Source organism: Alloalcanivorax sp. C16-2, assembly GCF_046507615.1.
GTDB classification, from domain to species: domain Bacteria; phylum Pseudomonadota; class Gammaproteobacteria; order Pseudomonadales; family Alcanivoracaceae; genus Alloalcanivorax; species Alloalcanivorax marinus_A.
Genome location: NZ_JBKFTL010000002.1, coordinates 574,733 through 594,016 on the forward strand (window position 1 = coordinate 574,733; position 19,284 = coordinate 594,016).

General features: G+C 64.2%; 20 protein-coding genes. 10 read left to right on the forward strand and 10 right to left on the reverse strand.

The annotated features are described in order from the left end of the window. Both ACLD02_RS12895 and ACLD02_RS12900 read right to left on the reverse strand, forming a co-directional pair. Positions 1 to 1,128 (reverse strand): mandelate racemase/muconate lactonizing enzyme family protein, encoded by a 1,128-nt coding sequence (locus ACLD02_RS12895; RefSeq protein WP_410298871.1) that lies wholly within the window; start codon positions 1,126 to 1,128, stop codon positions 1 to 3. Continuing rightward, positions 1,125 to 1,865 (reverse strand): GntR family transcriptional regulator, encoded by a 741-nt coding sequence (locus ACLD02_RS12900; RefSeq protein ID WP_203105229.1) that lies wholly within the window; start codon positions 1,863 to 1,865, stop codon positions 1,125 to 1,127. Before ACLD02_RS12900 ends, ACLD02_RS12895 begins: the two co-directional genes overlap by 4 nt. A 299-nt stretch (positions 1,866 to 2,164) precedes the next feature. On the opposite strand from ACLD02_RS12900, the gene ACLD02_RS12905 reads away from it, so the two are divergent. The 5 genes from ACLD02_RS12905 (at position 2,165) to ACLD02_RS12925 (ending at position 8,165) form a co-directional block, all read left to right on the forward strand. Then, positions 2,165 to 3,787: a GMC family oxidoreductase N-terminal domain-containing protein gene (locus ACLD02_RS12905; protein ID WP_203105230.1), complete on the forward strand. Its 1,623-nt coding sequence runs from the start codon at positions 2,165 to 2,167 to the stop codon at positions 3,785 to 3,787. Then, positions 3,784 to 5,208, forward strand: a complete 1,425-nt coding sequence (locus ACLD02_RS12910) for an aldehyde dehydrogenase family protein (protein WP_410298872.1) — start codon at positions 3,784 to 3,786, stop codon at positions 5,206 to 5,208. The genes ACLD02_RS12905 and ACLD02_RS12910 overlap by 4 nt, the downstream gene beginning before the upstream one ends. A gap of 81 nt (positions 5,209 to 5,289) precedes the next feature. Next, positions 5,290 to 6,345, forward strand: coding sequence for a TRAP transporter substrate-binding protein (locus ACLD02_RS12915; protein WP_203105232.1), 1,056 nt, complete (start codon positions 5,290 to 5,292; stop codon positions 6,343 to 6,345). A gap of 48 nt (positions 6,346 to 6,393) precedes the next feature. Continuing rightward, positions 6,394 to 6,867, forward strand: a complete 474-nt coding sequence (locus tag ACLD02_RS12920; RefSeq protein ID WP_203105233.1) for a TRAP transporter small permease — start codon at positions 6,394 to 6,396, stop codon at positions 6,865 to 6,867. Continuing rightward, entirely contained in the window at positions 6,864 to 8,165 is a 1,302-nt protein-coding gene (locus tag ACLD02_RS12925; protein ID WP_203105234.1) for a TRAP transporter large permease, read from the forward strand. The genes ACLD02_RS12920 and ACLD02_RS12925 overlap by 4 nt, the downstream gene beginning before the upstream one ends. Positions 8,166 to 8,212: 47 nt before the next feature. Here the strand turns inward: ACLD02_RS12925 and ACLD02_RS12930 are convergent, their stop codons facing one another. The 7 genes from ACLD02_RS12930 to rplM all read right to left on the reverse strand — a co-directional run bounded on the left by ACLD02_RS12930 (position 8,213) and on the right by rplM (position 12,948). Beyond that, positions 8,213 to 8,605: a ClpXP protease specificity-enhancing factor gene (locus ACLD02_RS12930; protein WP_203105235.1), complete on the reverse strand. Its 393-nt coding sequence runs from the start codon at positions 8,603 to 8,605 to the stop codon at positions 8,213 to 8,215. Between the two features lie 17 nt (positions 8,606 to 8,622). Then, positions 8,623 to 9,261, reverse strand: a complete 639-nt coding sequence (locus ACLD02_RS12935; RefSeq protein ID WP_203105236.1) for a glutathione S-transferase N-terminal domain-containing protein — start codon at positions 9,259 to 9,261, stop codon at positions 8,623 to 8,625. A 102-nt stretch (positions 9,262 to 9,363) separates the two neighbouring features. Next, complete coding sequence (locus ACLD02_RS12940) at positions 9,364 to 10,020, reverse strand: cytochrome c1 (protein ID WP_410298873.1); 657 nt, start codon at positions 10,018 to 10,020, stop codon at positions 9,364 to 9,366. Next, the gene (locus ACLD02_RS12945; RefSeq protein ID WP_410298943.1) at positions 10,020 to 11,303 is read right to left on the reverse strand and encodes a cytochrome b; all 1,284 of its coding nucleotides are present in this window, start codon (positions 11,301 to 11,303) and stop codon (positions 10,020 to 10,022) included. Before ACLD02_RS12945 ends, ACLD02_RS12940 begins: the two co-directional genes overlap by 1 nt. Beyond that, complete coding sequence (gene petA / locus ACLD02_RS12950) at positions 11,303 to 11,890, reverse strand: ubiquinol-cytochrome c reductase iron-sulfur subunit (protein WP_203105239.1); 588 nt, start codon at positions 11,888 to 11,890, stop codon at positions 11,303 to 11,305. Before petA ends, ACLD02_RS12945 begins: the two co-directional genes overlap by 1 nt. 222 nt (positions 11,891 to 12,112) lie before the next feature. After that, on the reverse strand, positions 12,113 to 12,508 hold the full coding sequence (rpsI, locus tag ACLD02_RS12955; RefSeq protein ID WP_203105240.1) for a 30S ribosomal protein S9: 396 nt from the start codon (positions 12,506 to 12,508) through the stop codon (positions 12,113 to 12,115). An 11-nt stretch (positions 12,509 to 12,519) separates the two neighbouring features. Beyond that, positions 12,520 to 12,948, reverse strand: a complete 429-nt coding sequence (rplM, locus tag ACLD02_RS12960) for a 50S ribosomal protein L13 (protein ID WP_161383397.1) — start codon at positions 12,946 to 12,948, stop codon at positions 12,520 to 12,522. Between the two features lie 246 nt (positions 12,949 to 13,194). Here rplM and ACLD02_RS12965 point away from each other — a divergent pair, with 246 nt between their 5' ends. From ACLD02_RS12965 to ACLD02_RS12985, 5 genes are all read left to right on the forward strand, one after another. After that, positions 13,195 to 14,232 carry an aldo/keto reductase gene (locus ACLD02_RS12965; RefSeq protein WP_203105241.1) on the forward strand — a complete coding sequence of 346 codons (1,038 nt, stop codon included), beginning with the start codon at positions 13,195 to 13,197 and terminating at the stop codon, positions 14,230 to 14,232. A gap of 155 nt (positions 14,233 to 14,387) precedes the next feature. Next, positions 14,388 to 16,013: a phytoene desaturase family protein gene (locus ACLD02_RS12970; RefSeq protein WP_410298874.1), complete on the forward strand. Its 1,626-nt coding sequence runs from the start codon at positions 14,388 to 14,390 to the stop codon at positions 16,011 to 16,013. A gap of 5 nt (positions 16,014 to 16,018) precedes the next feature. Continuing rightward, positions 16,019 to 16,750 (forward strand): SGNH/GDSL hydrolase family protein, encoded by a 732-nt coding sequence (locus ACLD02_RS12975; protein ID WP_410298875.1) that lies wholly within the window; start codon positions 16,019 to 16,021, stop codon positions 16,748 to 16,750. A gap of 435 nt (positions 16,751 to 17,185) precedes the next feature. Next, complete coding sequence (locus ACLD02_RS12980; protein WP_410298876.1) at positions 17,186 to 18,079, forward strand: DUF2167 domain-containing protein; 894 nt, start codon at positions 17,186 to 17,188, stop codon at positions 18,077 to 18,079. A gap of 134 nt (positions 18,080 to 18,213) precedes the next feature. Further along, positions 18,214 to 18,531: a hypothetical protein gene (locus ACLD02_RS12985; protein WP_203105245.1), complete on the forward strand. Its 318-nt coding sequence runs from the start codon at positions 18,214 to 18,216 to the stop codon at positions 18,529 to 18,531. A gap of 7 nt (positions 18,532 to 18,538) precedes the next feature. Here ACLD02_RS12985 and ACLD02_RS12990 read toward each other — a convergent pair whose 3' ends face one another. Beyond that, positions 18,539 to 19,231, reverse strand: a complete 693-nt coding sequence (locus ACLD02_RS12990; RefSeq protein WP_203105246.1) for a GntR family transcriptional regulator — start codon at positions 19,229 to 19,231, stop codon at positions 18,539 to 18,541. Between the last annotated feature and the right edge of the window lie 53 nt (positions 19,232 to 19,284).

Consider the following 19,284-nt stretch of genomic DNA (forward strand, 5'->3'; position numbering starts at 1 on the left):
TCACAACACCCGGTAACGTTCCAGCTCCGCCAAACCATCCACCGGGCCGATGCCCGGCGCGTCGCCAAGATCGGCGACGCCGTTGTCGACCCGGTTCAGGGTCGAGGTCAAGGCGCTGCGCAACGGGTTGGGATTGGCGTCCACCTCCAGGGCGCCCTCGCCGCCCACCGCCGCCAGCAGATGGCCGGAGGCCAGCAGGCCGATGCCACCGCCCAGGTAATGGGGAAAATAACGCAAGCCGGCATCATTGATCGCCTTGCCCAGCGGCAAGCCCTGGCTGATGCCGCCCCACTTCGCGGCATCGGGCTGAATGATCGACAGCGCGCCGCTGTCGATGCCCTCGCGAAACCGTTCTTCGCCCATCAGATTCTCACCGGCCGCCACCGGAATTTCCGTCATCGCCGCCAGGGTTCGCCACTCCGACCAGGGCGAGGTGCACAGCAGCGGCTCCTCGATCCACTTTAAGCCCCGATTCTCCAGCCCCGGCAGTTGCTCCCGGGCCTGTTGCAGGCTCCACCCCTGGTTGACGTCCACCATCAGGTCCGCGTCGGCACCCAGGGTATCGCGCAACGCGGCCAGATTGGCCCGGTCGCGCTCGGCCCCGAAACCGATTTTCAGCTTGAAGCGGGTATAGCCGGCGGTCGCCACCCGCGCCGCCAAACGCTCCGGCTCGGTGGGGTTCAAACCACTGGCGTACACGGCGATGCGACCGGAGGCGCCGCCCAGATAGCGCCACAGGGGCTCGCCCCGACGGCGGGCGCACAGATCCCACAACGCCAGATCGATACCCGCCAGGCACTGGGCGAACGGCCCGGGTTCCGCGGATTGCAGCGCCAGGACCCGGGTGGCGGCGCCCAGGGCGGCGAAGGCCCGCGCCGGCGAAGCGTATTCCGTGCCGGCCATCAGCGGCTGGAACACACTGCTCACCAGCCGCGCCCGGTGCTCGGCGCCGACCATCGGAAAGTTGCACCAGATCTCGCCCCAACCCCGGTGGCCATCCTGATCGGTCACCCTGACCACCACCATGGGCCGGTCCATCATGGTCCCAAAGGAGGTTTGCACCGGGGTTTCCAGGGGACAACGGTAGACAAAGGCCTCGATATCGCGGATGGCGACCGGTTGGTTCATGCTTTCAGATCCATTTCCAAGTGTATGTAATCGCCGCGGTACACCGCCTCGGCGACGTAGATAATGGTGTTGTCAGGGTCCACCAGCACCCGCCGCACATTGGCGATCGGATCGCCCAGCGGCATGTCCAGCAAGCGCGACACTTCCAGATCCGCCTTGGAGATGGTGATGCTCTGCTTGGCCTGGGCCACGGTAAGGTCCAGGGACATCAGTACCGGCAGGATGATCTCATCACGAAAACGCTGCTCCGCCTTTTCGAATACGCCCTGCTCCAGGTAGATGGAAATCACGCAGTATTTGACGCCCTTGCGGGCGTGCACCCGACGCAAATGGTGGTAGGCCGCCGCCGGCACGCCATCGCTCTCGGTCAGGCTCGGCGGCGTGCTGGAATCGGAAATATTGGTGACCACTGGCTCATCGCCCCGGTAGGCCTCCACCAAGGCATCCAGGGTGGTTTCCACCTTCACCGGATGCCGCTCGCCGGCGCTCTTGAGAACCAGGGTGCCGACTCCACGCTGCACCTTGAGCAGGCCGGAGCGGGCCAGCAACTGCAGCGCCTGGCGCACCGTGATGCGGGACACCGAGAATTCCTTCATCAGCGTCTCGATGGGCGGCAGCATGCTGCCTTCCTGCCACACTCCCCGGTCGATCCGATAGCGGATGATGTCCGCCAGTTGCACATAGAGCGGTATCGGACTGGCGTCGAACACCCCTTTTTCATCGTTTTGATCAGCCATCAAATCCTTTCCCGGTAACCGCCTCGGGGCGGATGCGTGAACGCCGGACCCGTACCGGCAACCCGCCACCGGGTGCCCGTCGAGGCCCGTTCCCGCCACTGCCTGAACGGGGCAACGGCGCCCTTATGGTAATGATCCTCACCGCTTTTTGAATGCCGTCACCGCGCGATGCCGGGGGCACGTGTTCGCCGGGAAACGCTTGACAGGGACCCTAGCATGTGGAAACGTCCGCATCAACTGATGTCATAACATTATGACTTCATGACTTTAGATCAAACAATAACACCGAGGAGTAAACGGTGTCCGACAACCAATACGACTACATCGTGGTAGGCGCCGGTTCGGCCGGGTGCATCGTCGCCAACCGGCTTTCCGCCGACGGCCGTAACCGGGTTCTGCTGCTGGAGGCCGGCGGCTGGGACCGTAACTTCTGGCTGCATTTCCCAGTGGGTTACTACCGCTCCATCTACGACACCCGGGTGGCCCGCCTTTTCGACACCCGGCCTTCCGAGGGCAGCGGCGGACGCAACATCGTCTGGCCCCGAGGCAAGGTGATCGGGGGCTCCAGTTCCATCAACGGCCTGATCTTCATTCGCGGCCAACGCGAGGATTACGACGGCTGGGCGGAACAAGGCGCCACCGGCTGGTCCTATGACGAGGTACTGCCCTACTTCCGCAAACTGGAGTGCTACACCGGCCAGGGTGACGCCTCGCGCGGCGCCGACGGGGAAATGCAGGTCTCCGACATGCGCACCGACAACCCGGCCTGCCGCGCCTGGCTGCAGGCCGCCGAGGCCTGGGGCCTGCCCTACAACCCGGACATGAACAGCAGTGACACCCGTGGCGTGGGCCCCTATCAGCTCAGCCTCAAGGGCCGTTGGCGCTGCAGTTCCGCCAAAGCCTTCCTGACCCCGGTGAAGGACCGCGCCAACCTGACCATCGTCACCGAAGCACCGGCCAACCGGGTGCTCTTCGAGGGCAAGCGCGCGGTGGGGGTGGAATGGCGTCAGGGCGGCACAAACCATCAGGCCCGGGCGGCCCGGGAAGTCATCCTGTGCGCCGGTGCCCTGCAGACTCCTCAGTTGCTGCAGCTTTCCGGCGTGGGTCCCGGCGAGTTGCTGCGCGAGCATGGCATCGAGCCGGTCCATGAGTCTCCGGAGGTGGGCGCCAACCTGCAGGATCACTATCAGGTGCGCATCATCTACCGGCTGAAGAAAAAACTGTCGCTCAACAGCGACATTCGCAACCCCTTCAAACTGGCGAGCATGGGCCTGGAATGGCTGCTGCGTGCCTCCGGCACCCTTACCGTGGGCGCCGGCCAGGTCGGCGGCAGTGCCCGCACCCGCCATGCCGAGAGCGACCGCCCGGACGTGCAGTTCAATGTCATGCCCCTGTCCGTGGACAAACCCGGCACGCCTCTGCACGACTATCCTGGCTTCACCGCCTCGGTGTGGCAATGCCATCCCCGCTCTCGAGGCACGGTGCGCATCGCTTCCACCGATCCGGCGGCGGCGCCGGACATCGCCCCCAATTATTTCGCCGACCCGTTCGACCGCAAGGTCATCGTGGAAGGCGTGAAGATCCTTCGCGAGATCGCCGCTCAAGCGCCGTTCCGGGACCTCTGGGATCTGGAAATGGAACCCGGTGCCGGCGTGGTGAACGACGACGATCTGTGGGACGCGGTACGCCACAAAGGCGGCACCGTCTTCCATTGCGTTGGCACCTGTCGCATGGGCAGCGACGACCGGGCCGTGGTGGACCCGCAATTGCGGGTGCGCGGCGTGCAGGGCCTGCGCGTGGTCGACGCCTCGGTAATGCCCGTGGTGACCTCCGCCAACACCAACGCGCCCTCGCTGATGATCGGCGAAAAAGGCGCGGCTCTGATCCTCGATAACCCTCCTCTTCGGGAGCACGCACAATGAAATTCGATTACCGCAATCACAACGGTGGCGGCAACGTCTTCGAAACCCGCAATCCGGCGCGGCCCGACGAAATCGTCGGGGCCTACGCCGAGGTCGGCGACAGCGCCGGCGTGGAGGCGGTGCTGGCCGCCGCCGCTCAGGCCCAGGCGCAATGGTCGGAGGTGCCACCGGTGGCGCGCGGCGACCGGCTCACCGCTTTTCTGGACGACGTGATCGCCAACGTGGAACGCATCGCCGAAGCGATCACCCTGGAACAGGGCAAGCCCCTGGCCGAAGCCCGCAACGAAACCCTGAAGGGCTGCGCGGAAGGCAAGTTCATGGCCGGCGAGGCCGCTCGCCAGCAACTGCAGACCAGCGCCGCCGCCCGGCCCCGGGTGCGCAACCTGATCCTGCGCCGCCCCCGTGGCACCCTGCTGGCGATCTGCCCCTGGAACTTCCCGGCGATGACGCCGCTGCGCAAGCTGTGCCCGGCGATCGCCTTCGGCAATGCCCTGGTAATCAAGCCGTCCCAGTTCACGCCGGCGGCGGCGTTCATTCTGGCGGAGATCGCCGAACGCCATTTCCCCGCCGGCCTGGTGCAGGTCATGCCCTGCGGCGGCGCCTTCGCCAGCGAACTCACCGCTGCCGGCCACTTCGACGGCGTCAGCTTCACCGGCTCCGTGGCGGTGGGCCGCAAGGTCGGCCAGGCCGCCGCCACCGGCCTGGTGCCCGCCCAGTTGGAGCTGGGTGGCAAGAACGGCGTGATCATCAACGACAGCGCCGACCTGGATAGCTGCCTGGACCAGGTGTTCGGCGCCGCCTTCCAGACCGGCGGCCAGCGCTGCACCAGCCTGAGCCGGGTGATCGTGCATCACGATCTTCATGGCGCGGTGGTCGAAGGGCTGGCGGCACGAGCCCGTGCCCTGACCCTGGGCGACGGCCTGGCACCGACCACCACTCTGGGACCGCTGTGCAACGCGGCCCACTTCGACAGCGTGCGCGCCGCCACCGCCCGGGCCGTCGACGAAGGCGCCACCCTGGTCACCGGCGGCGAGAGTGCCACCGTGGCCGGCTGCGAGGGCGGCTATTTCTATCAGCCCACGCTGTTGGATAACGCCGGCGCATCCACCACCGCCAGCCGCGAAGAGATCTTCGGGCCCGTGCTGTCCGTGCTGGCCTATGACAGCGCCGACCAGGCGCTGTCGATACTGAACGACACCGAATACGGGTTAACATCGAGCCTGTTCTCCGACTCCCACGCCCTGATCCAGCGCTTTCTGGACGAAAGCCGCAACGGGATGCTGCATGTGAACAATGGCACGGTGCCCGACGTGAACATGCCGTTCGGCGGCATGAAGCACTCCGGTCTGGGCGCCTACTCGGTGGGCGCGTCCGCATCGGCGTTCTACACCATCGAGCAAGCCGCCTATCTGGCCTGGTGACGCTCGCCCCAACGCGAGGAAAAAGCGCGCTCGTCGGCGATGACGATCGCGCTTCACAGCCATAACAACAGGGTCATAATCATGAAAAGAATCGCCAAACTGACGGTGCTGGCCGTCCTGATCATCGCCACCGGAGCGCGCGCGGCCACGCCCAACCCCTTCGACTGGCAGTCGGTGCCCAAGAAGGACGACCAGATTACCATGCGCCTGGCCCACTCCCTGAACATGGAGTGGAGTTCCCAGACCGTGGCGTTGAAGCGCTTCGCCGAGCTGGTCGCCATCTACACCGACAACCGCATCCGCCCGGTGATCTTCCCCGGATCGCAACTGGGCAGTGAAAAGGAAATGCTGCAGCAGGCCCGCCAAGGCGTGATCCAGGTCACCATCCCGGCCACCAACAACATGGCCCAGGTCGCGCCCAGCCTGAACGTTCTGCTGTTGCCCTACCTGACGCAAAGCACCGAAGAGTCCAATTACCTGCTCGATCACATCACGCCGATCCTGCAACCCCGCGTCATCGAGGAGGCCGGAGTGCGCATCATCGGCTGGGAAAATACCGGCTGGCGGCATTTCTTTTACAACGCGCCCGAGCCGATTCAAAAGCCCGCGGATCTGGCGCCGCTGAAAATGCGCGTGCCTCCCAACGCCATCATGCTCGGCACCTACAAATCCTGGGATGCCTCGCCGGCGCCGATTGCCTGGAACGAGCTCTACAGTGCCTTGCAGCAAGGCGTGGTGGAAGGCGGCGACAGCCCGGTGAGCGACATCATCGGCATGAAATTCGACGAAGTGATCGGCCGCATCAGCCGCCTGCACTACACCATTCTCACCCACCCCATCGTGGTCTCCGAGCGCTGGTTCCAGGATCTGGATCCGGACCTGCGCGAGGCGGTGCTGCGCGCCGGCCGGGAAACCACCGAATACGTGCGCTGGTGGCAGCCGCTGGATGAGGCCCGTTGGTGGAAACAGGCCGAGGAAGCCGGCGTGCGGATCAGCGACATCGAGGATGAGACCCCGTGGCTCAAGGAAGCCCGCGCTGCCTGGCCGAACTATTACCCATTGATCGGCAAGGACGGCGAGGCCCTCACCGAGAAGGCCATGAGCATCCTCGAAGACTACAAAGCGACTCAACAATAAAACAAGCGCTGCCCGGCGGGCCTGCGGACCCGCCGGCGGGAGACTTTTATGTATCGCATACTCAGAAAAACACAACTGACGCTCTGTCACCTGCTGTTGTCCGGCATGGTGCTGGCGTTGTTGCTTCAAATCGTCGGCCGCAGCTTCAACGCCGGCATGGAGTGGACCGAAGAAATGTCGCGGTTCGCCTTCATCTCCTTCGTGTTCATCAGCGGCAGCTATTCCTCGCTGATGAAGGCGGACCTGCGAATCGGCGTGTTCGCGGACTGGCTGGGCCGGCGCGTCGGCCGGCGGGTGGTGGAAGGGGTGGTGACCGCCCTGCTGTTGCTGTTCGATCTGCTGATGGTGGTGTACTGCGTGCGCAACGTCATCGACGGCATCAAATACCCCAGCGTATCGCCGGTACTCGGCTTCAATACCAATTACCTGTTCGTGGTGCTGGTGCTTGCCTTCATCCTTTCGGCACTGGGGCGGCTGTTCGCTCATAACGGCGACGGGCACGGTACGGAGGGCCTGGCATGACCGACGTACAACTGGCTCTGATCATCCTGCTTCCGGTTCTGCTGCTGCTCGGGGTGCCGATCTACGCGGCTCTGGGCCTGACCGGGTTCGCCGCCACCTGGTTGCTGGGCGCGGACCTGGTGTTCGCCGCGCAAAGCATCTTCAACGGCGTCGACAATTTCGCCCTGCTGGCGATTCCCGCCTTCATCCTGGCCGGCAACATCATGGAAAAAGGCGGCCTGACGCACGACATCATCCGCATTTTCCGGCGTATGTTCGGCCATGTACCCGGGAGCCTGGGGATCGTGACGATCCTTTCGTGCATGTTCTTCGCCGCCATCTCCGGTTCCGGCCCGGGCACCGTGGCGGCGATCGGTTCGATCATGATCCCGTCCATGGTTCGCTACGGCTACCCGGCGCCTTACGCGGCCTCGGTGACCGCCACCGGCGGCACCCTCGGGATTTTGATCCCACCCAGCAATCCGATGATCATCTACGCCATCATCGCCAACGTTTCCATCGCCGATGTATTCGCCGCCGGCCTGCTGCCAGGTCTGTTGATGGGTACCGTGCTGGTGGGCACCGCCTACATCATGGCCAAGCGCTCCGGTGCCGTGGTGGCCCCGGTTCACGATAGCGAGGACGAGCAGGAAAGCGTGGCGTCATTGGTCTGGCAGGCTAAATACGCCCTGTTCCTGCCAGTGCTGATCCTGGGCGGCATCTACTCCGGCCTGTTCACGCCGGTGGAGGCCTCCGTGGTGGCGGTGTTCTACGCCCTGGTGGTGGCACGCTTCGTATACCGCCGCCTGGACCGCGTGGCCTTGCATGAGGCGTTCGAACAGACCCACCGGATTTCCGGCGCCCTGATGGTCGTGGTGGCCTGTTCCGCCCTGCTCGCCAAGGTGATCACCCTGGAAACCATCCCCCAGCAGATTTCCGCGGGTTTGTCCGGGGTATCCACCGATCCGCTGGTGATTCTGCTGTGGATCAACGTCTTCCTGATCCTGGTGGGCACCTTCATGGAGACCATGTCGGCGATCATCATTCTGGCACCGATCCTGGTACCGCTGGTCACCGCCTTCGGCATCAACCCGGTGCACTTCGGGATCATTCTGGTAACCAATATCCAGATCGCCTTCCTGACGCCGCCACTGGGGGTGAACCTGTTCGTGTCCAGTCAGATATCCGGGGTACCGGTGGAACGCATCATCCGCAGCATCTGGCCATTCCTGCTGGCCTTGCTGGGCGTGCTGGCGCTGGTCACCCTGTTCCCGCAGATCAGTCTGTTCCTGCCGGATCTGCTCAAGTCCCTGCGCTGATACCCACGCTGATATAGGAACGCCGCCCCGACCGGGGCGGCGGCTTTTTACTTGACGACCTTGAGGTGACTGCCGCGGGAGGGCTTGTCGTCGCTGTCCGGCTCCGGGGGGCTCGGTGGCTCCGGTGGCGGTTCGGTGGGCTCGAAGGCCATACCCTGGCCGTTCTCGCGGGCGAACACCGCCATCACCGCCTCCACCGGCACGTAAACCGTGCGCGGCACGCCGCCGAAACGGGCGGAGAAGGTAATCGCATCATTGCCCGCTTCGAAGGCGGTCACCGCCCGAGGCGCGATGTTGAGCACGATCTGGCCATCCTGGACGAACTCCTGCGGCACCTCGGTGCCCGGGTAGTGAGCGTCCACGGCCAGGTGCGTGGTCAGACCGTTGTCGCAGATCCATTCGTGCATCGCCCGTATCAGATACGGGCGATTGGGGGTCATCTCTTCACTCATAGGGCTTACAGACGCTGGCGCAGTTCACGCTCGGCATCGGACAGGCTGGCCTGGAAGGCGTCACGGTCGAACAGGCGCTCGGCGTAATCAAGCAGCGGCTTGGCCTGCTTGGCCGGCAGATCCACGCCCATGGCCGGCAGCCGCCACAGGATCGGGCCCACCACGCAGTCCACCAGGGTGAATTCCTCGCTCATGAAGTACGGCAGCTCGCTGAAGATCGGCGCGGTGGCGATCAGGCCCTCACGCAGCTCCTTGCGGCGCTTGTTGAGGCTCGCCTCCTTCTCGGTACCGGCCAGCAGAGCATCCACGTTGTGGCACCAGTCACGCTCCACGCGGTGAATCAGCAGCCGGCTCTGAGCCCGCGCCACCGGATATACCGGCAGCAGCGGCGGATGCGGGAAGCGCTCATCCAGGTACTCCATGATCACCGTGGACTGGTACAGGGTAAGCTCCCGGTCCACCAGGGTGGGCACCTCGTTGTAGGGGTTCAGAGAAGCCAGATCCTCCGGCTTGTCCCCGTTGTCCACGTCGACGATATCCACGGTCACGCCTTTTTCCGCCAGAACGATGCGCACCCGATGGCAGTAATGATCGTTCGGGGAAGAAAAGAATGTCATCGAGGAACGTTTGGTCACCACACCCATGGTCGAGTCATCTCCACGTATATCGCTATAACACAAACAGGGTAGCCGCTCGCGCGGTTACCCTGTTGCTCGCCGGAAAGGGTTCTGAGCGGGTCAACCCGCTCAGTGAACGTCTTTCCAGTATTCCTTTTTCAGCAGGTACGCCGGTACGAACAGGATAGCCAGGAACACCAGTACGTACACGCCGATCCGTTCACGGGTGGGAGCGATGGGCTCCGCCGCGTAGGTGAGGAAGTTGGTGATATCGCCCATATTGGACTCAAACTCTTCCTCACTCAGGGTTTCCTGCATTCCGGCCATCACGTGGGGCATGCCCACGCTGGGGAATACATGGTTATTGTACCCGTAGGGACGGGAATCGTCCTCGTAGAACCCGGTCAGATAGGAGTAAATCCAGTCCGGAGAACGATGCCGGGCGGCCAGGGTCAGGTCCGGCGGCGGGTTGCCGAACCAGTCCTTGCCGTTCTCCGCGGTCATGCCGTTCTTCATCGGGTCGCCGATTTTCTCGGACGTGAAGTTCAGGTACTTCAGCGTCAGCTCGTCGGAGATACCCAGGTCCTCGCCCATGCGGCCGTAGCGCAGGTACTCCAGACTGTGACACCCCATACAGTAATTGACGAACAGCTTGGCGCCGTTTTGCAGGCTCACCTTGTCCTGCAGGTTGACCGGCGCTTTTTCCAGCTCCGCGTCATGGCCGCCGGCCGCGCTGGCGAACGCGGGCAGGCAACTGAAAAGCAATGCAACAGCCAGCTTCTTCATCAGTGACCCCCCGTTACACGTTCAGGAACCGGTTTGGACTTCTCGAATCGGTGCGCCAGCGGCAGCCCGATAAAGAAGAACAGGAAGTAGTACACGGTGCCGATCTGCGCCAGCGTCTTGGCGGTGCCGGTGGCCGGCTGGGTACCCAGATAGCCGAGCATCAGGAAGTCGGCGGCGAACACGAACAGCAGCAGCTTGCTCAGCCAGCCCTTGTAGCGAATCGACTTCACCGGATGACGGTCCAGCCAGGGCAGCAGGAACAGCACCACGATGCCACCGCCCATGGCGATCAGGCCCCAGGTCTTGGAGGACATGCCGAGCCATTCGATGGTGGTGGCCCGCAGCATGGCGTAGTAAGGCCCGTAGTACCACACCGGCGCGATGTGATCCGGGGTCTTGAGCGGGTTCGCCGCCACGAAGTTGGGCTTCTCGATCAGGTAGCCACCGCCGGTGGGGAAGAAGAAGATCACCACCGCGAAGATCATCAGGAAGACGATCACGCCGGGCAGGTCCTTGACGGTGTAGTACGGGTGGAACGGGATGCCGTCCTTCGGAATGCCGTTCTCGTCCTTGTTCTGCTTGATTTCGACGCCGTCCGGGTTGTTGGAACCCACTTCGTGCAGCGCCAGGATGTGCAGGAATACCAGAGCCACCAGCACCAGCGGAATGGCCACCACGTGCAGGGCAAAGAACTTGTTCACCGTGGCGGTGGACAGCAGGTAGTCGCCGCGTACCCAGGTGGTCAGGGCCTCGCCGATATCCTTGGCGTCATCGGGGCCGATGAACGGCAGGATGTCGAATGGAATGGCACCGGCCAGGGAGATGATCACCTGGGCGCCCCAGTAGGACATGTTGCCCCACGGCAGCACATAGCCCAGGAAGCCTTCCGCCATCAGGGCCACGTAGATCAGCATGCCGAAGATCCACACCAGCTCCCGGGGCGGCTTGTAGGAGCCGTACATCAGGCCACGGAACATGTGGATATAGACCACCGCGAAGAAGGCGGACGCGCCCACCGCGTGCATGTAGCGGATCAACCAGCCCCACTGCACGTCACGCATGATGTATTCGACGGATTCAAACCCCTGACTCGGGGAATAGAACATGGTCAGCCAGATGCCGGTGAGCAGCTGGTTGACCAGTACCACCATGGAGAGAACCCCGAAGTAGTACCAGAAATTGAAGTTCTTCGGAGCGTAGTACTCCGACATGTGTTTTTTATACGCGTTGACGACGGGGAGACGGGCATCCACCCAATCGATCAAACCGTTCACCACTCGCATCATGCCTTGGTCTCCCCTTCTTCGGAACCGACGATGATCACGGCATCACTGACGTAGGAGTGAGGCGGCACCACCAGGTTGGTCGGGGCCGGCACGCCTTCGTAAACGCGGCCCGCCAGGTCGAACTTGGAACCGTGGCAGGGGCAGAAGAAGCCGCCGTACTTGAGCTCGACGGTGGGCTCTTCTTCGAACAGAGGAGAACACCCCAGGTGGGTACAGATACCGATCAGCACCAGATATTCTTTTTTGATTGAACGCCACTCATTGGCCGCGTACGGCGGCTGCTGCTTATCCTTGGACTCAGGGTCCTTGAGCTGGTCGTTCAGTTTATCCAGATTGGCGACCATGTCGTCGGTCCGGCGCACCACCCAGACCGGCTGACCACGCCATTCGGCCACCACGCGCTGCCCCATCTCGAGTTTGCTGACGTCCACCTCCACGGGGGCACCGGCATTCTCGGCCTTAGCGCTGGGTTGCCAGGATTTGACAAAAGGAACCGCCGCGCCGATGGCACCCGCGACACCGACCGTCGAGGTCAGGCCGATCAAAAAGGTGCGGCGGCTGGTATTTACGCCGTCATTGCTCATTGAATTATTCTCCCCTTGGATCCCACGGTCGGGGGGTGATCCGAGACTCGCGGTCGGTGCTCATGCTCCGGGCGGAGCAAGGCGGCGCAAATGGTAATGAAAAAGACCACATCTGACAACCGGTTATTCCCCGGCGAGGGCTCCCTAAACCCCTGATTTATGCATAAAAAAAGCCCAGCATAGCCGGGCTTTTTCGAGGTTCGGACAGCGCCGGGCGCCGTCTTACCGCTTGGAGTACTGCGGACGCTTACGTGCTTTGTGCAGACCGATCTTCTTACGTTCCACGCTACGGGCGTCGCGGGTCACGTAGCCGGCCCGGCGCAGGGCGCCGCGCAGCTCGCCGTCGTATTCCATCAGGGCACGGGTGATACCGTGGCGGATGGCACCGGCCTGGCCGTTGTTGCCGCCGCCACTGACGGTCACATAGACGTCGAAGCGCTCGGTGGCGTCCACCAGTTCCAGAGGCTGGCGCACCACCATGCGGTTGGTCTGACGACCGAAGAACACGTCCAGCGGACGACCGTTAACGGTGATGTTGCCGCTGCCCGGGCGAAGAAATACGCGGGCGGTAGCCGTCTTGCGGCGACCGGTTCCGTAATCGGCGTTTGCAGTTGCCATCGACTGACCCCTTAGAGTTCGAGCTGCTGCGGCTGCTGAGCGGTATGCGGATGCTCGGCGCCGGCGTAGACTTTGAGTTTGCGCAACATGTCGCGACCCAGCGGGTTGCGCGGCATCATGCCCTTCACGGCTTTCTCGATCACCATCTGCGGCTTTTCGCTGATCAGGGTCTCGAAATTGGCTTCCTTCAGGCCACCCGGGTAACCGGTGTGGCGGTAGTACATCTTGTTGGAAGCTTTCTTGCCGGTCACCGCCACTTTTTCGGCGTTGATCACCACGATGTAATCGCCGGTATCGACGTGCGGGGTGTATTCCGGCTTATGCTTGCCGCGCAGACGGCTGGCGACTTCCGCGGCCAGCCGGCCCAGCGTTTTGCCGGAGGCGTCCACCACATACCAGTCGCGCTTTACGCTTTCCGGTTTCGCGCTGTAGGTCTTCATGGGAGTCTTCCCTAAAATTTGTGCCCTGAATTCAATACGTTACGGGTTCAATCAACCCTCCGGCGAGAGCCCGCCGGGCAAGAGGGTGCGAATTGTACTGAACCGCCCGACCGAAGACAAGCAGGAAAATGCCCCGATGATCGCGGTCGCGGCCGCCCCCACGAACGCGATTCCCGCCATGCCTCGCCGCTGCCCCGCGCCTGACGGTATAGTCGGTCTTTTCCATACACCGTCAGGAGGGAGAGCATGGAGTACCGTCCGCTGGGCCGCACCGATCTCAAAGTCAGCAGCATCTGCCTGGGCACCATGACCTGGGGCAACCAGAACAGCGCCGAGGAAGGCTTCGCGCAGATGGAACTGGCTCTGGACCAAGGCGTCAACTTCTTCGACACCGCCGAAATGTACGCGGTGCCGGCCAGCCCGGAAACCTCGTTTCGCACCGAGGAGATCATCGGCGAGTGGTTCGCCCGCACCGGCAACCGGGACAAGGTGGTGCTGGCCACCAAGGCCGCCGGCCCGGGCGACTACGTCAAGCATATCCGCGGCGGCCCGCGCCTCACCGCCGAAAGCCTGGCAGGCGCCGTGGAAGGCAGCCTCAAGCGCCTGCGCACCGATGTCATCGACCTCTACCAGCTGCACTGGCCGGAACGCACCACCAATTTCTTCGGTCGCCTCAACTACAAGCACCGCGAGGACGCGGAAGCGGTCTCCATCGCGGAAACCGTGGCCGGGCTCAAGAAACTGGTGGACGCCGGCAAGATCCGCCATTGGGGCCTGTCCAACGAAACCCCCTGGGGCACCATGACGTTCATCCACGAGGCGGAGAAAATCGGCCTGGAACGCCCGGTGTCGATCCAGAACCCCTACTCCCTGCTCAACCGCAGCTTCGAGGTGGGCCTGGCCGAGGTGGCGCACCGCGAGGACGTGGGTCTGCTGGCCTATTCGCCGCTGGCGTTCGGCATGCTCACCGGCAAATACCGCCACGGCCAGCAACCGGCCAACGCCCGCCTGACCCTGTTCAAGCATTTCGCCCGCTACAGCAACGAACAGGCCGCCGCCGCCACCGAAGCCTACTGCCAGCTCGCCGAGGAGCGCGGCATGAGCCCGACCCAGCTGGCCCTGCAGTTCGTCACCACCCGGCCGTTCGTGACCAGCAATATCATCGGCGCCACCAACCTGAATCAGCTTCGCGAAAACCTGGACAGCGTGAACCTGCCCTGGGACAAGGAACTGGAAAAAGAACTGGAAGCCATCCACACCCGCTTCCCGATCCCGGCGCCCTGACCCGCCAATACCGTAGGAGCGACGTGCAGGAGCGACTTTAGTCGCGATCAAGCTTCCATCGCGACTAAAGTCGCTCTTACCCCCCTCGCGCCTGCCTTGACGGTCCCGCCAAACCGGAGCAATGTGCACACTGTGTACTTTCAAGGAGCGAGACCATGTCCAGCCCCCAACCCAGCCGTATACGCATCGGCCGGCGCTACCGCGCCAACCGCTTGAACGGTCCCTACGACGCCCTGGTAATCGGCTCCGGCATCGGCGGCCTGGCCAGCGCCGCCTGCCTCAGCAAGATGGGCTGGAAGGTGGCGGTGTTCGAACAGCACTACACCGCCGGTGGCTTCACCCACAGCTATGAACGCAACGGCTACGAATGGGACGTGGGGGTGCACTACATTGGCGACATGGGCCGCCCGGACACCCTGGGCCGGCGCTTGTTCGACCACATCACCGATGGCCAGCTGCAATGGGCGCCCATGGACGAATGCTACGACCGCATTTACCTGGGCGACCGGCACTACGACCTGAAGGCCGGCCCCCAGGCATTCCGCGCCGAACTGCAGCGGGCCTTCCCGGGCGAACACGACACCATCGACACCTACCTGACGCTCATCAAAAAAGCCGCCGGCGCGGTGCAGCCGCTGACGCTGGCGCGCATGCTGCCCCGGGCGGTGGCCGGCATCGCCCGCAAGGGCCTTGATCTCGGCGCCCTGGGTCGCTTCAACCGCCCCACCCGCGCGGTGCTGGAGGAACTCACCGACAACCAGGAACTGATCGCCGTGCTCACCGGCCAATGGGGCGACAACGGTCTGCCACCATCCCGGTCCAGCTTCCTGATCCATTCACTGATCGCGCGCCACTATCTGCACGGCGGCTATTACCCGGTGGGCGGCGCCGCGCAGATCGCACGCACCGTCCTGCCGGTGATCCAGGCCGCCGGCGGCGAGGTGTTCACCTACGCCGACGTCACCGACATCCTGGTGGAAAACGGCCGCGCCACCGGTGTGCGCCTGGCCGACGGTCACGAGGAACGGGCCCCCTGCGTGATCAGTGACGCCGGCGTGTTCAACACCTTCACCGAGCTGCTGCCCAAACACGCCCCGCACCATGACGACTACCGGCAACAACTGGGGCAGGTGCGGCGCTCCATGGCCAGCGCCTGTCTGTATATCGGCCTCGACGACACCGCCGAGAACCTGGGCCTGCCCAAGACCAACTACTGGATCTACCCGGACAACGACTACGAAAACCAGCTCGACCGGGCCCTGGCGGACCCGGACCACCACGACATTCCGCTCACCTACATCTCCTTCCCCAGCGCCAAGGACCCGGATTTCAGCCGCCGCTATCCGGGCCGGGCCACGGTGGAAATCGTCGCCGCGGCCCCCTATGAGTGGTACCAGCGCTGGGACGGCACCACCTGGGGCCAGCGCGGCGAGGACTACGAAGCGGTCAAGGAAGCCTTCGCCCAGCGACTGTTGGAGAAGCTGTTCGAGAAGCATCCGAATCTGCGCGCGCACCTGGACTACCATGAGTTGTCCACGCCGCTCTCCACCGCCTGGTTCTGCCGCTATCCCAGCGGCGAGATCTACGGCCTGGACCATGATCCCAACCGCTTCCAGCAAGACTGGCTGCGCCCGAAGACGCGCATCCCTGGCCTCTACCTGACCGGCCAGGACGTGCTCACCTGCGGCGTGGTGGGCGCTCTGGTGGCCGGCCTGGCCACCACCCTGGCGGTCACCGGCCGCAAGGGGCTGCCGCTGGCACGACGCATGTTCGTGGGTTGAGGGAGGTGGAAGGCACGCGCTTCTGGCTGGCATTGATCGCGCTGGCGCCGCTGCTGTTGACGCAGGCGCGCCGCGCGCGCCGTGATACCCCGCGCCTGCCGGAGGCCGGCGGGCCCGATCATGGCCAGGCCGGGGACGGTCCGGCGGCCACCCGCCTGCTGGTGGTGGGCGAGTCCACCGCCGCCGGCGTCGGCGTGCGCGAGCACCGGCAGGGCCTGGGGGCTCAACTGGCCCGGCCCCTGCACCATCGCTCCGGGCAACCGGTGGCCTGGCGAGTGAACGGCGTGAACGGCATCCGCGCCGGCGCTCTGGCCGACCGGTTGGCGGCGGCACCCGCAGCGGACGCCGATCTGGCGGTAATCAGCCTGGGGGTCAACGACACCACCGGCCTGACTCGCCCGGGGCGCTACCAGGCGGACCTTCTGGCTCTGATCAAGGTTCTGCGCCGGAATCAGCCCACCTTGCCGGTGGCGTTGCTGTCGGTGCCGCCCATGCAACACTTCACCGCCCTGCCCTCGCCCCTACGCCAGGTGCTGGGCCTGCGCGCGGCGCAGCTGGACCGGGCACAGCGCACCCTGGCGGCACGCCTGGACGGCGTCCATCATCTCGCATACCCGGTCATCGCCGACCCGGCCTGCCTGGCCGAGGACGGCTACCACCCTGCCGAAAGGGGCTATGCGTACATCGCCGACCGGGTAGCGGACACCCTGGCGACCCTGCTCACGCCGTGCCACTGACGGGGATGCGGCGGCGCACCTTCACCACCGGAGCATTCCCTCGCCGCGCCGGCGCCTCGCGACGCCGGGCATAAGCGCACTCCACGCTGGCCGAGGCGGCATGCAAGACGCCCCGCGGCACCGAATCCCGATTGTCCGGATGACTGCACCACACCCCCGGACCGTACAGCGTGCGCCGGGGCCGCGCGCCGCGATACTGGCAATCACTGCAACACGTCAACATCATCCCTGGCCTCCCTTCCTGACCACTGGGGAACCGCCCCTTCCATCGGGGCATCAGCGTAGCTTGTCAGAGCCGGATGGCCGCCGTAAAGCCACGGATGAGAGCCGCATCACGCGCTTATACTTTCCTCCCCGGCTACACTGGCAACCGGGGAAACGGGGGCCCGCATCGGGGCCCGTCCGCGAAAAAAACGACACCGAAAGGACATCACGATGAACCAATGGACGACCCTTTGGGGGGCGGCGCTGTTGCTGTCCGGCAGCGCCCTGGCCGCCGACACGCCAGCCACGGAAACGTTCGACGAAGCCCTCGCCTGGCAACAACAGGTAGAGCAGGCCTGGGACACCATGACCCCGCGCCGGGGCGAAATCCGTCTGGAAGAAGCCGGCGTGGTCCTCACCGTGCCGGACCAGTTCTACTACCTGGACAAGAAGGACGCCCGCGCCGTCCTTGAGGATTTCTGGGGCAACCCGCCGGATGACACCACCCTGGGCATGCTGTTCCCCAGCCATTACCGCCCGTTCGACGAAGACGCCTGGGGCGTGGACATCGCCTATGTGGCGGACGGCCACGTGGACGACGAGGACGCCGATCACATCGATTACGACGAACTGCTGGAAACCATGCGCGAGGACATCCGCGACGCCAATGCGCAACGCCAGGAGCTCGGCTACGAGACCCTGGAACTGGTGGGCTGGGCGGAAGCGCCCCACTACGATCCTGTCAGCCATCAGTTATATTGGGCCAAACAGCTCCACTTCGAAGGCATGGAAAGCGACACCCTCAATTACAATATCCGCAAACTCGGTCGCGAAGGTTTCCTGCAAATGAACTTCATCGCGGATATGAGCGCCCTGCCCGAAATCAATCGCAACCGGGAAACGGTGCTCGCCTTATCCCGTTTCGAGGATGGCCACCGCTACGCGGACTACAACCCGGATACCGACCATCTGGCCGCCTACGGCATCGGTGGCCTGATCGCTGGCAAGGCCCTGGCCAAGACCGGATTTCTGGCCGCCGCCCTGCTGCTGCTGAAGAAATTCTGGTTCGTACTCCTTGCCGCCCTCGCCGCCCTTGCCCGCAAGCTTTTCCGCAAGTCCTCCTGAACCACCGCCCCGGCCCGCCCCAGGGCGGGCCGGACTGTCCTTATGTCCAGGTGATCCGTTTCACATAAGGTGATAATTTCCCAGCCCATACCAATAACAAAAAGACCACAAAGGAACCCAAACAGGGGGTTGGCATGGATTCGCTTACCGTCACGCTCCACTCCGACGAAGAGCCCGACGTCAGTTTCACCTGCGATGCCATTCGCATCGAGGGCACCGTATGCCTGGTCCCCGAATGGACCTACTCACCGGACGGCTTCGACCGCTCACCGGTACGGCTGATTCGCTTGCTGGACATGCCCCTGGAACGGGCCCAGGGCCTGGGCGGCGGCTACATACTGAAAACACCGCTGCCGCGCAGCGTCCTGGCCGGGCAGATTCCCGCCGCCCTGGACGGCAAGGTCGAGGCGGTCTACATCCCGCTCAAGGTGCGCGCGCCGGAACGGGAGTGAGGGCAGCCTAACGCCCACCGCTATTGAAAAACGCCGCGTCCGGCAGATTCTGGATCGCCAGGCGGGAGCTACGGATATGCAGGCGTGTACAGCGTTCCGCGCGCTTTGGATCCCCGGCCAGAATCGCCTCGCCCATGACCTGGTACTCACGGAAGCGGCGCGGCGGGTTGGTGAACTGGTCGTAGGACTGAAACTGCAGGCGCAGCAATTGCACCATGGTCGCCGGTAGCATACGCGGCAATTCCTGGTTGCCTCCGATGTCGATCATTACCCCGTAAAAGCGGTCCCGCTGCTCCAGGTAGGCGAAACTCAACCCGCGCCGGCGGTGATCGAGCAGTTCGTCGAAAACCTCCGCGAAGCGCCCCCGGTGATCGGCCTGGTCGATGCGCTGCGCCGCCAATCGCGCCGCCAGCCCCAGCAACACTTCGATGTTCTGCAGAAGATCCCGCACCTCTTCCCGCCCCAACGAACGGATGTAGGCCCCCTTGTGCCGGGTCAGCGTGATGATCCGCTCGGCCGCCAGCCGCTTCAGAGCTTCCCGTACCGGCCCCCGGCTCACCCCCAACTCGCGGGTCAGATCCGCCTCCACCAGACGCTGCCCCGGCACATAACGGCCGCTGCCAATACCTTTGCAAATCGCCTCGATCACGGCATCCGGTGAGCTCAGCGGCGGCGAGGCGGTGTCTTCGGCTCTGCGCATGGAGAAACGATCCTTGGTCATTTTTTTGTATAGGCCGGGAGAAGGCCGGAACA

Excerpts from the sequence above, each read along its gene's own strand:
- rplM (WP_161383397.1), bottom strand. The coding sequence starts at position 12,948 with ATGAAGACCTACAGCGCGAAACCGGAAAGCGTAAAGCGCGACTGGTAT.
- ACLD02_RS12910 (WP_410298872.1), top strand. The coding sequence starts at position 3,784 with ATGAAATTCGATTACCGCAATCACAACGGTGGCGGCAACGTCTTCGAA.
- rpsI (WP_203105240.1), bottom strand. The coding sequence starts at position 12,508 with ATGGCAACTGCAAACGCCGATTACGGAACCGGTCGCCGCAAGACGGCT.
- ACLD02_RS12895 (WP_410298871.1), bottom strand. The coding sequence starts at position 1,128 with ATGAACCAACCGGTCGCCATCCGCGATATCGAGGCCTTTGTCTACCGT.
- ACLD02_RS12990 (WP_203105246.1), bottom strand. The coding sequence starts at position 19,231 with ATGCGCAGAGCCGAAGACACCGCCTCGCCGCCGCTGAGCTCACCGGAT.
- ACLD02_RS12900 (WP_203105229.1), bottom strand. The coding sequence starts at position 1,865 with ATGGCTGATCAAAACGATGAAAAAGGGGTGTTCGACGCCAGTCCGATA.
- ACLD02_RS12970 (WP_410298874.1), top strand. The coding sequence starts at position 14,388 with ATGTCCAGCCCCCAACCCAGCCGTATACGCATCGGCCGGCGCTACCGC.
- ACLD02_RS12915 (WP_203105232.1), top strand. The coding sequence starts at position 5,290 with ATGAAAAGAATCGCCAAACTGACGGTGCTGGCCGTCCTGATCATCGCC.
- ACLD02_RS12925 (WP_203105234.1), top strand. The coding sequence starts at position 6,864 with ATGACCGACGTACAACTGGCTCTGATCATCCTGCTTCCGGTTCTGCTG.
- petA (WP_203105239.1), bottom strand. The coding sequence starts at position 11,890 with ATGAGCAATGACGGCGTAAATACCAGCCGCCGCACCTTTTTGATCGGC.
- ACLD02_RS12945 (WP_410298943.1), bottom strand. The coding sequence starts at position 11,303 with ATGCGAGTGGTGAACGGTTTGATCGATTGGGTGGATGCCCGTCTCCCC.
- ACLD02_RS12980 (WP_410298876.1), top strand. The coding sequence starts at position 17,186 with ATGAACCAATGGACGACCCTTTGGGGGGCGGCGCTGTTGCTGTCCGGC.
- ACLD02_RS12920 (WP_203105233.1), top strand. The coding sequence starts at position 6,394 with ATGTATCGCATACTCAGAAAAACACAACTGACGCTCTGTCACCTGCTG.
- ACLD02_RS12935 (WP_203105236.1), bottom strand. The coding sequence starts at position 9,261 with ATGGGTGTGGTGACCAAACGTTCCTCGATGACATTCTTTTCTTCCCCG.
- ACLD02_RS12985 (WP_203105245.1), top strand. The coding sequence starts at position 18,214 with ATGGATTCGCTTACCGTCACGCTCCACTCCGACGAAGAGCCCGACGTC.
- ACLD02_RS12965 (WP_203105241.1), top strand. The coding sequence starts at position 13,195 with ATGGAGTACCGTCCGCTGGGCCGCACCGATCTCAAAGTCAGCAGCATC.
- ACLD02_RS12940 (WP_410298873.1), bottom strand. The coding sequence starts at position 10,020 with ATGAAGAAGCTGGCTGTTGCATTGCTTTTCAGTTGCCTGCCCGCGTTC.
- ACLD02_RS12930 (WP_203105235.1), bottom strand. The coding sequence starts at position 8,605 with ATGACCCCCAATCGCCCGTATCTGATACGGGCGATGCACGAATGGATC.